Source organism: Candidatus Sulfidibacterium hydrothermale (genome assembly GCF_020149915.1).
Taxonomy (GTDB): Bacteria; Bacteroidota; Bacteroidia; order Bacteroidales; family F082; genus Sulfidibacterium; species Sulfidibacterium hydrothermale.
Map to the genome: position 1 here is coordinate 873,712 of NZ_CP083760.1, position 14,230 is coordinate 887,941.

Annotated in this window: 6 protein-coding genes; all 6 read left to right on the forward strand. The window is 41.3% G+C overall.

Features of this window, described 5'->3' with window-relative positions:
• Positions 1-170 precede the first annotated feature (170 nt).
• Positions 171-3,359, forward strand: coding sequence for a SusC/RagA family TonB-linked outer membrane protein (locus LA303_RS03405; protein WP_240526531.1), 3,189 nt, complete (start codon positions 171-173; stop codon positions 3,357-3,359).
• A gap of 38 nt (positions 3,360-3,397) precedes the next feature.
• Complete coding sequence (locus tag LA303_RS03410; protein ID WP_240526532.1) at positions 3,398-4,831, forward strand: SusD/RagB family nutrient-binding outer membrane lipoprotein; 1,434 nt, start codon at positions 3,398-3,400, stop codon at positions 4,829-4,831.
• A 412-nt stretch (positions 4,832-5,243) separates the two neighbouring features.
• Complete coding sequence (locus LA303_RS03415) at positions 5,244-8,108, forward strand: S8 family serine peptidase (RefSeq protein WP_240526533.1); 2,865 nt, start codon at positions 5,244-5,246, stop codon at positions 8,106-8,108.
• A gap of 292 nt (positions 8,109-8,400) precedes the next feature.
• Complete coding sequence (locus LA303_RS03420) at positions 8,401-11,679, forward strand: SusC/RagA family TonB-linked outer membrane protein (RefSeq protein WP_240527103.1); 3,279 nt, start codon at positions 8,401-8,403, stop codon at positions 11,677-11,679.
• Between the two features lie 17 nt (positions 11,680-11,696).
• On the forward strand, positions 11,697-13,229 hold the full coding sequence (locus LA303_RS03425; RefSeq protein WP_240526534.1) for a SusD/RagB family nutrient-binding outer membrane lipoprotein: 1,533 nt from the start codon (positions 11,697-11,699) through the stop codon (positions 13,227-13,229).
• A 102-nt stretch (positions 13,230-13,331) separates the two neighbouring features.
• Complete coding sequence (locus LA303_RS03430) at positions 13,332-14,183, forward strand: 1-acyl-sn-glycerol-3-phosphate acyltransferase (RefSeq protein WP_240526535.1); 852 nt, start codon at positions 13,332-13,334, stop codon at positions 14,181-14,183.
• Positions 14,184-14,230 lie beyond the last annotated feature (47 nt).

The window sequence follows — 14,230 nt, forward strand, 5'->3', positions numbered from 1 at the left end:
TCTTAAATAATTAGCTTGTAGCTTGTTGTAAAACAGTGTATTACAGCGCAATGTTAAATATTTTTTAAAATAGTTAATAAATGTTAAAGTTTTCTTTTATATATTTGGATGATGATTGTGCGAGCAATTATGCATTTTTCTAAAATTTTCATTAACCAAAATTTATCATTATGAGAAAAATTACTTTTATGTTCGTGTTCTTGTTGTTTGCAGGGCTTAATTTTGCCTGGGCACAAACAAGAACCATCCATGGTAAAGTTACCAGCTCAGAGGATGGCTTGCCCATTCCCGGAGTAACTGTGAAGGTCAAGGGGACTACGGTAGGAACCACTACCAACCTTGATGGTAAATATGCCTTGGAAGTGAAAGCAGGCCAAAACACGCTTGTTTTTTCGTATGTGGGTATGAAAACCCAAGAAGTTACCCTTGGCAACAGCAACGTCGTAAATGTTGTTTTGCATCCTGATGTGTTGCAAATTGACCAGGTGGTGGTAACCGCTATTGGTATTACCAAAGAAAAGAAAGCATTGGGATACAATGTGCAAGATGTTACCGCTAAAGAAATTGCCAAGAGTGGAAATACCGATGTGGTAAATGCTCTCCAGGGTCGTGTTTCGGGAGTGACCATTACTCAGGCCAGTGGTGCTGCCGGTGGAGCTACATATATTACGATCCGCGGGGCAACATCTATTATTGGAAATAACCAACCACTTTTTGTGGTAGATGGTGTGCCGATTGACAACTCCGGTGGAGCCGGTGGCGTGGCTGGTGTGGCTACTTCTAACCGTGTTCAGGACCTGAACCCCGATGATATAGCCAGTGTTAGTGTACTGAAAGGTGGTGCTGCTACTGCATTGTATGGTATTCGTGGTGCTAATGGGGTAATTGTAATTACCACCAAAAAAGGAAAATCAACCAAAGGAAAGAAAATTAACGTTACCTTTAATTCCTCTGTAACTATTCAGAAAATTAGCCAGGTTCCGGATTTAAATACTGAATATGCTCAGGGATGGAGCGGACAATGGTATTCCGGCTTTTTTGCTTCCTGGGGACCAAAAATCTCAGAATCGGGTTACAGTAAAGATCCTTCTGTATGGTATTATCCGGGATTTGATGTAGATGGAGCTATCGTACCGAAAGATCAGGCCGATCCTAGCTTGGGCCCGGTAAAAGTTTACGATCAGTTTGATTTCTTCCAGACAGGTGTAACCAATAATAATTTCCTTAGCCTTTCCGGTGGAAATGACAAATCGACCTTTTACATTTCGGCTTCTGACCTGAGGGATGAAGGGGTAATCCCAAATAACCTGATTCGAAGAAATACTTTTAAAGTATCCGGTTCTTCTGAATTGAGTGACCGGTTTAAAATTTCTGGAAATGCAAATTATTTAATTGATAACGGAGAACGTATCCAGCAGGGATCCAATACGTCGGGTGTGATGCTGGGATTAATGCGTACTCCGCCTACCTTTAATAATGCTGCCGGATACGAATTTCCGGATGGTACCCAACGGAATTATCGCCACGGCGGTGGTTATGATAACCCTTACTGGACAGCCAATAAAAACCTTTATAACGACAAGGTAAATCGTATCATTGGTAATTTGCAGATGGATTATTTTGTAACGGATTGGTTGCATTTGATGTTCCGTCCGGGTGTTGATTATTACAACCGGTATGTAAAAAGTCATATTGCTATTGGTTCAAGAACTTATTCTGCTGGACAGGTTACGGTTTCTAGTTATAACCATTTTGATTTGAACAGCGACCTGATTGCTTATATGAACTGGAATCTGAGTGAAAATACCAGCATGTATGCCAATGTGGGCTTTAATATGCAACAACGGAAATCAAATTATGTTTGGGGACAAGCCAACGGACTTTCTATTCCTGATTTTTATAATTTGAGTAACAGCCCTAATATCCAAACGGGTGAAAGTACCTACGAAAAACGGATGATGGGTGTGTTCTTTGATGTGGGAGTAAGTTATAAAAATATGCTCTACCTGAATGTTACCGGACGTAATGACTGGTCAACAACACTTCCCGAAGAGAATAATTCATTTTTCTATCCGTCTATCAACGGTAGCTTTATTTTGTCGCAACTTCCTTTCCTGAAAGGAAACAAAGTGCTTCCTTATGTTAAAATTTATTCTTCTTATGCTATTACAGCTAATGATGCTGCAGCTTACCGTACTTTAACGTATTACGGACAGGCAGGTATCAGCGACGGATGGGTTAGTCCTTCCGGGGTTAATTTCCCGATTACTACTGACGGCGTTAGCTATAACGGCTTTACTTATGGAAACACCATGGGAAGTAATGATCTGAAACCGGAACGTACACGTACTTTTGAAATAGGAACCAACTTGAAATTTGTCAATAACCGGTTGGGACTTGATTTCTCATACTTTAATAATTTGAGTACAGATTTGTTGTTGCCGGTAGATATTGATCCTTCCACTGGTTTTTACAGCATGTATGAAAATGCAGCTTCGATGTCTTCAAAAGGATTCGAATTTACTTTGTATGCCACACCGATAAAAACCAAAAACTTTTCTTGGGATATTCAGGTGAATTTCTCCAGAATTAAAAACGTGGTCGAATCGTTGGCTCCGAATGTAAATTCTATTTTCTTGGGTGGATTTACCGATCCGCAAGTTCGTGCTGTGGCTGGCGAAGAGTATGGAACCATTTATGGTTATGACTGGCAGCGTGATGCTAATGGAAATGTCCTGATTGACGATAATACCGGATATCCGGCAGGTGATTACACGATGAAACCGTTGGGAAAAGTAAATCCTGATTGGACAATGGGTATCAGTAACTCTTTCCACTTCTTTAATTTTACGGTTTATGCTCTCCTGGATATCCGCCAGGGAAATAAAATGTGGAATGGTACCCGTGGTGCCCTGGATTTCTTTGGTGCCGCCGCCGAAACCATGAGCCGTGATGATGATTATGTATTCAGTGGAATTAAAGCCCACTGGGAAGATGGTGTTTTGGTTCCTGATGATGGAAATCCGGTAAATGATATTGTAGTAAAACTGGATCAAACCTGGCGTACCTCTGGTGAAGGTAGTGGATTTACTGGTCCTACTGTTGATTATATCGAAGATGCAAGCTGGGTTCGTTTACGCGAACTGACAATTTCCTATTCTTTTAACAAGATGCTGAAAGGTACCTTTGTTGATAATCTGGAAATTTACTTTACGGGAAGAAACTTGTGGCTAAGCACCCCCTATACGGGTATTGATCCTGAAACCAGTTTGTTGGGTGCATCCAATGCCCAGGGAATGGATTACTTTAATATGCCGGGAACAAAATCATATTTGTTTGGCGTACGCTGGTCATTCTAATCATTTTTATGGAATACAAACTAAAAAAGAATAAAATCATGAGAAAAAATATCTTAATAAAAATAGGTTTGTTCATTATGATTGCACTGGCTTTTACCTCGTGCGACAAATGGATAGACACGAGCATAAATATAAATCCTGACGCTCCGTCGGATGTGCCCATGAACCTGATTCTTCCCAGTGTGGAAGCCCGGTTTGCTTTTACACTTGTGCAGGGAAATGATGGTTTTAGAACGCTCTCTTTATGGGATCAGCAAATGTCGGGTATTGCTCGTCAATCACAGGCTGAAGGAGCCTACTCTTTCCGTGCCGGTGATGCGAACAATAACTGGGGCGCTTTGTATGCTGGTTTCCTGATGGATGCCAAACAATTGATGGACAAAGCCTCATCAGCTGAGTCTAAATCGCCTTATTTTGAAGGAGCGGCAAAAGCTATTACGGCAGCTGCCCTTGGATATGCTTCCGATTTGTGGGGAGATATTCCTTATTCTGAAGCTTTGCAGGGTTCTGACAACTTAACGCCGAAATTCGATTCGCAGCAAACCATTTATGCGGATATCCAGAGTTTACTTGATGAAGCCATTGCTGATTTTTCGCAGCCCGCTTCATCCAATGTCTTCCCTTTTGAAGGCGATATCATTTATCAGGGTGATGCTGAAAAATGGGTGAAAGCATGCTATGCACTGAAAGCCCGCTATGCTTTGCATCTTTCAAAGGTTGATCCGACCAATGCTTATAAAACAGCACTGGAGTATATTGCTAAAGCCTTTACCAGTAACGATGGTAATATGTACTACCATTACAGTACCAGTAATGATAATGCCAATCCGTTGTATTTGTTTATGTACGATCGGGGTGATGTTAGAGTAAGTAAACTGATTACGGATACGCTTACCAAATACAATGATCCTCGTTTGCCAGAATACGCTGCGCCTATTCCGGCTGATGTTGTGATTGACGGGGTTACTTATCCGGCAGGATCTTATGTGGGTTCGCCCATTGATCAGCCGATTAGCGGAGCTTCTGAACCAGGTCCGGGAATTGCAAGTATCAATACACCGACTCCGATTATAACGTATGCTGAGCTGGCTTTTATCACTGCTGAATGTAAATTTAAGCTGGGTGATGAAGCTGGTGCTAAAACTGCAGCAGAGGAAGGTTTAAAAGCTTCTCTTGACGAATACGGAGTTTATGATGATGCTTGGTTTGCAGATATGAAAGCTAAATTTGATGCAAAAAGTGGTGATGAACTTTTCCGCTTTATTATGCTTCAAAAATATTTGGCTTTGATGTATAATTTTGAAGCCTATAACGACTGGAGAAGAACCGATCAGCCGGCTCTTATCCCGAATCCGTTGGCCAGTGGCCAGGCTATCCCGAGAAGATTTCCATATCCTACGGACGCACTTACCTATAATCCTAATACACCACAGGATGTAACAATATGGGATAGAATATGGTGGGATAAATAAAATTCGATGGGTTTTTAATTAAACCCGTTAATTAAAAGGGGCGCAATTTTATTGTGCCCCTTTTTTTATCCCCGTTTTGATTTGAGATAAACTTACCTGCCGGCTTTGTTTCTTTATGGATATATCTGTATTTAAAATGGATAGGTTATCAATCAATTCTTTTTTTGTTTTTTTCTTTAGATTTATAAAAACTTGTTATACTTTTGATATTTGGTTTGACAATGTGAGGCTAGTGAGTAATAAAAATATTGTTGTGCTGTAAAAATTTAGTTTGAAGTATTTTAATTGCCCTAAAAAGATAATAAACTGGTTAAATTGCCACTCAGTAAAAAGGTTCTTGAAATTCTTTTGCAGTGAATAAAATAAAGAAGGGTTATTGGACGGTAATTTATAAAAAATCAATAATTTATAAATGAAAAATTTTACAATTAAAATCAAACTGACCCTGTTCCTGTTGCTTTTCTCATTAGCAGTAAATGCACAAACGGTCAATCCTCATGCCATTGATGGAGAAATTTACTTGATGACAAAAAAAGATTTTTCCTTTAAATCTCAGGGAGTTGATGGAAAGGTTAGTCTTAGTCAGCTTCCCTTTTTAAATGGCTTGAAAGAAAGTTATAAGCTGTATAAAGCGGTTCGCCCTTTTTATTATACGGGTGATTCGGTTTTGAAAAGAACCTACTTATTGTATTTTTCAAAAATTAAAGCCGTTGACAGTCTGATAGCTGTTTTAAGAAAAAATCCGGACATTGTTTACGCAGAAAAGGCTCCTTTATTCAAAGCTTTTTATACGCCCAATGATCCTTACTTTAATTCAACTTACAGCAAACGGTGGTATCTGTCGGTAATTCATGCCCAGGAAGCCTGGGATATCCAAAAAGGAAACCGCCATGTAGTGGTGGCTGTGTTAGATGACGGAGTTGATATTGATCATCCGGATCTGCAAAGTAAAATTGTATCGCGGGTTGATTTGGCCGATAATGATCTGGATCCTACACCGCCGGAAGAGTCGTATGACTGGACGCATGGAACTCATGTGGCGGGATTGGCCGGAGCGGCTACCGATAATGGGATTGGTATTGCCTCTATCGGTTTTAACGTGGGGTTAATGGCGGTAAAGGTAGCCAGTGATACTTCCAGTGGGGAGAATATGACCTATGGATATCAGGGGATTGTTTGGGCTGCTGATCATGGTGCCGATGTGATTAATATGTCTTGGGGAGGCCCCGGTTATTACCAAACGGGTCAAAATATTGTCAATTATGCTTATAACAAAGGTTGTGTTTTGGTTGCCGCTGCCGGTAACGACGGAAATTCGGATATTTCCTATCCTGCCGGGTATCACCATGTTATATCGGTAGCTTCTACGGATGGTGATGATAAAAAGTCTTCCTTTTCACAGTACGGCAGTACCATTGATGTTTGTGCTCCCGGTGGTCAGAATCAATATGCTTCGGAAGGCATTTACAGTACTTTTTATACGACCAGCAGTGCCTATGGCTATATGCAGGGAACATCCATGGCGTCTCCTATTGTTTCTGGTTTGTGTGGTTTGATGCTTTCGGAAGATTCTACATTGACTCCGGAAAAATTAACCCGGATTTTAAAAGCTACTTGTGACAATATTGATGCACAAAATCCGGATTATGTCGGAGAGCTGGGGGCTGGACGTATCAATGCTTACCAGGCTTTGCTGGCTGTGAAGGACAGTATGATGAATCGTACGGTGGTAGCTAATTTTAAAGTTTCTAAGATTTCTATTCCGGAAGGAGACACCGTTCACTTTACTGACTTGTCTATCGGAAATCCGACCTCGTGGTACTGGACTTTTGAAGGCGGTACTCCCGAACATTCAACAGAACAGAATCCGCCTCCTGTTCAGTATGATAAGGCGGGTTCTTACAAAGTAACCCTCACGGTTTCGGATGGTACAAATACGAATACAGAGGTAAAAACAAATTATGTTTTGGTTTATCCGTTAATATCAGGTGCCTGGCAGCCACAGGCAACCGGATTTTCAACGGAGAGCAGGGGAATCAATTATATTTATATTGTAAATCCGGATGTGGTTTGGGCCAATGCCTATGACGGAACGGGCAAAGATGATAATGTTCAGGAATTTACCAAAACTACTGATGGCGGAAACACCTGGAAACCGGGAAAATATACCGGTGTTCCTTACGGATATGCTGTTTCTTGTATTGCTGCTACCGATTCGCTTCACGCGTGGATTGCCATGTACAACAGAAGTGCTCCCACCGGCCACGGAGGAGTTTATGTGACTACTGATGGCGGAAAAACCTGGAGTTCTCAACCTACAGCCTCCTTTAGCGACGCGGCATCATTTCCGGATATTATTTACTTTTGGGATAATCAGAATGGGGTGTGTATGGGTGATCCGGTGAATAATGTTTTTGAAATCTATACAACCACCGATGGAGGGGCAAACTGGGTCCGGGTTCCTTCTGCCAATATTCCTGTTTCGCTCTCTGGAGAAGCCGGATGGACAAATTTGTATGCAGTGGAAGGAAATACCATTTGGTTCGGAACGAACAAAGGAAGAATTTATCGTTCTGTTGATAAAGGATATCATTGGACGGTGGCTTCTACGGGTATGGATAACATTACTTCTTTGGGATTTCATAATGATACCTTGGGCGTTGCAGCAGAAACAGTCTATCAGTCAGGAGCTATTACGGCTTTTCATTTGGTAAAAACAGAAGACGGAGGAAAAACCTGGAGTGAAATTCAGCCCTCAGGCGCCTATTTTAAATCGGATCTGGCGGTGGTTCCCGGTGCTCCCGGATGGCTTGTGTCAACCGGAATTTCCAGTGATCTTGCAGAATGTGGCTCCGCCTATTCGTTGGATGAAGGAAAAACATGGACGCAACTGGATGATTCAATTCAATATACAGCGGTCAAGTTTTATAATAGCGCAACCGGATGGGCCGGCGGGTTTAATGTAAGTGCTACCTCACGGGGTATCTGGAAATGGCTGGGAATCCCTGCCACAGGTGTTCGTCGCGTAATTAATAATAATAAGGTATTGGTTTATCCGAATCCGGCTTCCGGTAAGGTTCATTTTCATGTGACCGGGGCAGATAAAGTGACGGAAGTTTCAATTTATAATGAATCGGGAAAAAATGTGGGGACCTTTCGTTACCCGGTTGCACGTGAAGATGTGGTTCTGGATTTAAAAAAGCTGAAGGAGGGAATTTATATTGCTGTTTTGAAAGGAAAACACATTGTGGCGGTGAAAAAAATCATACTGAAATGATCGGATAAATGCAATTTGTTTTCTTTCTTTGTAGGCAAAATGTAGTGTTTTCGGTGCATGCAACACCGGTTTGGATTTTGACCTGTTTTTTGGCGGATAAGAGGGATGAACAAAAAATTTAACATTTCGCATGTGAGTATTATAGGGGGTAATGGTTTGTTTAGTAGGTTGTTATGCGCTAATTTAGAAGCGTTAAAAAAAAATAACATTTTTTATGATTTTTGTGAGAAAGTTCTAATTTTACACTTTAAATTTTTAACAAAAAATTATCGTTATGAGAAAAATTACAATGATGCTTGCGTTCTTGTTATTTGCGGGGCTAAATTTTGCCTGGGCACAGACAAGAACGATTAGCGGTAAGGTAACGAGTGCAGATGATGGTTCTGCGCTTCCAGGTGTTACTGTTGTGGTCAAAGGGACCAACAATGGAACAGTTACAGATGCTAATGGTAAATATTCCTTGCAAGTTGGAAAAAACGCCACGACGTTGGTGTTTTCCTTTGTGGGAATGAAAACTCAGGAAGTTCCGATCGACGGAAAAACCACCATTAATGTGGCTATGTCAAGTGAAGCCATATCCATGAATGAAGTTGTGGTTACCGCTTTGGGTATTTCCCGCCAGAAAAAATCACTCGGTTATGCCGTTCAGGACGTAAAAGGTTCTCAGCTGGCCGAAGTGCCGAAACAAAACGTACTGAATGCTCTTGCTGGTCGTGTTTCGGGTGTACAGGTAACTGCTAGTAGTGGTGCTGTCGGTGCTTCTACTCGTATTACCATCCGTGGTAACAGTTCTTTCCGTAGTAACAACCAGCCGCTGTTCGTAGTGGACGGTGTTCCGGTAAGTAATGCAACCACTGGTGCTTCCCAATGGGGTGGTGTTGACTTTGGTAATGCCATTGCCGATATTGATCCTGAAAACATTAAATCCATGACCATTCTGAAAGGTGCTTCCGCTGCTGCTCTTTATGGTAGCCGTGCTTTGAACGGGGTAATCCTGATTACCACCAAAACCGGTAGCGCCCATAAAAAAGGTATTGGAATTACTTATGACTTTAGTATAGGTTTTAGTAATGTTTACATTCTTCCTGATTACCAAAATAAATATGGTCAGGGATACTATGGTAGTGAATATTGGTACAACCATTTTAAAGATGCTGGATACGGTTTTGCTCAGTTTGATAACTATACTGATTTTATTGAGCAGAACGGTGTTGTTGGTTTCTCCTATTACGATGGTAACTGGGGTGGCGTTATGGACGGTATGGATGAATCCTGGGGTCCTCGTTTGGACATTGGGATAAAACTTCCTCAGTTTGACAGTCCTTATACACTGGATGCCGATGGTAATCCTGTATATGAGCCGACTCCGTGGGTTTCACAACCTGATAACGTAAAAGATTTCTTTGTAACTGGTGTACATCAGACTCATCACATTGCTTTAACCGGCGGAAGTGACAAAGCTTACGGACGTATTGCTTACACCTATGATGATGTTACCGGTACCGTTCCGAATACGGGTGAAATCAAACATAACTTTAATGTTAGCGGTCATCTTCAATTATCTAAAAAATTGAGCGCCAGCGCTAACGTAACTTATGTGAACAATCACAGTGACAACCTTCCGGGACAGGGTTACGATGTAAACAACGTAATGCAGTCTCTCGGTTCTTGGTTTGGTCGTCAGGTAAACATTAACCACCTGAAAGAATACTGGAATACTTTGAACCCTTGGGGAAATCCTTATAACTGGAACTCCTCTTATCATAACAACCCTTACTGGACCGTTTATAACAATACCACTTCCCGCGTAAGAAACCGGATGTTTGGTAATGTTTCTATGAAATGGGACATTCTGGATTGGATGAACTTGAATTTCCGCGCTGGTACTGACTTCTATGAAGAACGTCGTAAACATGTGGATTATAACAAATCACAAGATTATCCTCATGGCCACTTCTGGCAGAACAAACAGTTCAACCAGGAAAATAACATTGACCTGTTCTTGAACATTGACAAAAACCTGACCAAAGACATCCGCTTAACCGGTATGATTGGTGCTAACTATCGTCAGGATTTGTACAACTACACCAGCATGGAAGCTAATGAGCTGACTGTTCCGAATTTCTTTGACATCAGCAATGCAAAAGGAACTCCGATTTCTAATATGTATACCAGCGAAAGAGAAACCAATAGTATTTATGGTCAATTGGACGCTAGCTACAAAGATTTCTTGTTCTTAGGTGTTACTGGTCGTAATGACTGGAGTTCTACGCTGCCTAAAGGAGAATGGAGCTATTTCTATCCTTCAGTAAACGTAGGCTGGATCTTTACCAATAACTTCCACATGACTGGAAAAATCTTTACCTTTGGTAAATTGCGTGCCAGCTACGCTATCGTGGGTGGTGATGCCAGCCCTTATTCTTTGAGCAATGTTTATTATGCTTCTTCCAGCGCCTTCAAGGGAATTACCCAGTACTACTATACTCGTACACTGGCTAACTCCGAATTGAAACCGGAAAGAAAATATTCCTGGGAGTTGGGTACGAACTTGAAATTTATGAATAACCGTATTGGGTTAGACTTTACCTATTATGATTCTTATACTAAAGACCAGATTATGGCCATTCAGATTCCGACCTCTTCTGGTTTTGGAAACCGTTGGATCAACGCTGGTCAGATTTCGAACAAAGGGGTTGAAATCACTCTTTATGCTGACATCTTCAAAAAAGCTAACGGCTTTAACTGGCGTGTAACTTTGAACTGGGCTAAAAACGACAACAAAGTTGACGAATTGTACGGTGACCTGCAATCTCTGCAGATTGGTAGCTCTTGGAGCGGACTTTCCGTACAGGCTCGCCCGGGTGAAACTTACGGTGTAATTCGTGGTATTGGTTACCTGGTTGATTCTGCTACTGGTGCTTATGTAGTGGGTAGTAATGGTATGCCGCTCAGAACTCAAAACAATGTTACTTTAGGTAATGTTACTCCTGACTGGACTGGTGGTATCGCCAACGACTTCAGTTACAAAGGCGTTACTTTGCATGTTTTGATTGACGGACGTAAAGGTGGTGACCTGTTCAGTGTAACCAAAATGTTTGGTCTCTATTCTGGTATTTTGGAACAGACTGCTCAGGGTAACATTCGTGAAACTGGTGTTGTGGCTGGATACAATGCTATGCAGCAATATACTTTCGTTCACGAAGATGGAACTCCTTTGAATACAAACCTTGATGACCCGAATAATACGGATATTGTAAGTGCCCAGAGTTTCTATGAAAACTATTACGGTATTAAACAAGAAAGTATTATTGATGGTTCTTTCATTAAACTGAGAGAAATTTCACTGGGTTATACTTTACCCAAATCGTTGCTTGGTAGACAGAACATTATGCAGTCACTTACCGTTTCGTTTTATGTACACAATGTAGCTCTGCTGTATGTGGACAAATCGAACGATGTGAAGATTGATCCGGAAACCGGTTATGGTAATGGTAATAGTGGTGTCGGTTTTGAGCAATATCAGTTGCCGCCCTCACGTACCTTTGGTTTCAAACTATCCGTTAAGTTCTAATTTGAAAATATAAAGTTATGAAAAGAATATATATTAAAACATTCGCAATTTTGTTCTCGATGTTGTTTGTGGCAACATCTTGTACAAACGATTGGGAACAGCTGAACACGGACCCGAACAACCCGGTCCAGGCGCCGTTTACCAATGTGCTTGCTCACTCGATCCGTTTAACCGGTGATGCTTTCTTCGATGATTGGCAGGGTATGAATAACTTCTGTAGTTATGCCGGTGAGATTACTAAGATTCAGTACATTGACGAAGCCAAGTATAACTACCGTGACAATGTAGTATACACGGCTTGGAGTAACTACTATGAAATTCAACTTGACCTTAAAAAGTTGATCGAAGCTGCTAAAGCTGATGGTAGAAACCTGAGTGAAGGTGTTGCTTTAACTTGGTCAGTTTACTTGTGGCAAATGGCTGTTGACCAGTGGGGTGATATTCCTTATAGCGAAGCTTTGATGGCTGAAGAAGGAAATAATACACCTAAGTATGATGCTGCATCAGACATTTACAAAGATTTGCTTAACAAAATCGAAGAAGCTAATGATCTGTTAAGTAAGCCGAATATTACTGATGATTTGGGTGATGGCGATATTCTCTATAATGGTGATGTAGCCAAATGGCGTGAATTTGCCAATGCTATTCACTTGCGTATTGCTATGCGTCTTTCTTATGTAGAACCTGCTACCGCACAGGCTGAAGTAGAAAAGATTTTGACCAATCCGGATAAATATCCGTTGTGGGCAGGTCGTTCTGATGAAGCCAAATTGCAATGGCAGGGTACCAACCCTTACGACGAACCTTATTACTATAACCGTTACGTAAGCAACCGTGATGACCATGGTATGGCCAAAACAATGATTGATACTCTGTTAAGCTTTAACGATCCTCGGATCTCTGCCTTTGCCAAACCGGCTACTTTGGATGGCGTTTACCGTGGTATGGTTGAAGGTGGAGCTCAGGTTGACCTGAAATCGATCTCCCGTATTGGTGCTATGTATCGTGATGATCCGGCTGGATATACTTATTTCCTCCGTTATGCTGAGGTAATGTTTGACATTGCTGAAGCTGCTAACAATGGCTGGAATACCGGTTCTTATACTAAAGAAGGCGCTTATGAAGCTGGTATTAAAGCTTCGTTTGACGAAACTTACGGAAGCACTTATTCTCCGCTCTATGGTCAGGATGAAGCTGCTGCTTTGGCCGCTTATATGGCTAATCCGAAAGTGAAATTAACCGGTAATGCCGGTACACATTTCGACCTGAACCTGGACAACGACATGACAAAAATCTTTGTTCAGAAATGGATTGCCATGTTTAAAGAAGGTCAGGAATTGTGGGCTTTCCAGAGAAGAACCAACTATCCGCCGATGTCGGCTGCTCCTGAATCAGTTTATCCTGGTCATACAGTAGGACCTTTCCGTTATCCTTACCCAAGTACAGAATTCAACTTGAACAAAGAACATGTTGAAGCTGCTGCTCAGGGTATCGTTGACCACTTCTGGGGTAAACAGATTTTCTGGGATACTCGTCAGGGCGTTCAATAGAAAATTATTTTTCTTCATAACAAAAAAGGCTGTTCATTTTTGGACGGCCTTTTTTGTTTCATTTTCTTATCTTTGTTTTATATTGATTTAAGGTGTGATCTTATGGAGAAAAAGCCTGTTCAGCCTGAATTTATTGATGTGGCCAACGTCATTGAGCGGAAAAGTCCTTCTTTGCGGAAGCGGCTTCCGGGTTTTGTGATTAATTATTTGCGTCGTATCGTTCATGAAAATGAACTCAATGAGTTTTTGGCACTGTATGGTCATCTTGAAGGAATCCCTTTTATTGAAGGGGCCTTGTCATTTATGAATACAACGGTGCATGTACAAGGTCTGGAGCATATTCCGGAAAAAGGAAAAGTAATTGTTGCTTCGAATCATCCCTTGGGCGGACTGGATGGGTTGGCTTTGATGATGACGGTAGCCAAACGAAGAGATGAACTGGTATTTCCGGTGAATGATATCCTGATGAACGTGAAAAATCTGGAACCGTTGTTTATTCCTATTAATAAACATGGCTCTAATACAGAGAATATCCAGATCATTAACGATACTTTTGCCTCGGATAAAGTGATTTGTTATTTTCCTGCCGGGTTGGTTTCGCGAAAACGTAAGGGGATAATCAAAGATTTGGAATGGCATCCGACTTTTATCACCAAGGCTAAACGGTTTAAACGTGATATTATTCCGACCCACATTAGCGGGCGGAATTCTAATTTCTTTTACAATCTGGCTAATTTGCGGAAATTGTTGCGGATCAAAGCCAATATCGAGATGTTATATCTTGTGGATGAGTTTCATAAACAGAAAAACAAGTCCATTACGATTACTTTTGGAAAGCCGATTTCTTATCAGGTTTTTGATCATCGGTTTACACGGCAGGAGTGGGCATCCAAGATGCACGATTTTATTTACCGGTTAGAAGATGACCCGGATGCTGAGTTTCAGCCTGTTTAAGGACTTTAAATTTTAAAATGAGCACAAAACGTATCCTGGATTTCTAA

What these genes read in the sequence shown, in the direction of transcription:
- LA303_RS03405 (WP_240526531.1), top strand. Translation starts at nt 171, where the DNA reads ATGAGAAAAATTACTTTTATGTTCGTGTTCTTGTTGTTTGCAGGGCTT.
- LA303_RS03410 (WP_240526532.1), top strand. Translation starts at nt 3,398, where the DNA reads ATGAGAAAAAATATCTTAATAAAAATAGGTTTGTTCATTATGATTGCA.
- LA303_RS03415 (WP_240526533.1), top strand. Translation starts at nt 5,244, where the DNA reads ATGAAAAATTTTACAATTAAAATCAAACTGACCCTGTTCCTGTTGCTT.
- LA303_RS03420 (WP_240527103.1), top strand. Translation starts at nt 8,401, where the DNA reads ATGCTTGCGTTCTTGTTATTTGCGGGGCTAAATTTTGCCTGGGCACAG.
- LA303_RS03425 (WP_240526534.1), top strand. Translation starts at nt 11,697, where the DNA reads ATGAAAAGAATATATATTAAAACATTCGCAATTTTGTTCTCGATGTTG.
- LA303_RS03430 (WP_240526535.1), top strand. Translation starts at nt 13,332, where the DNA reads ATGGAGAAAAAGCCTGTTCAGCCTGAATTTATTGATGTGGCCAACGTC.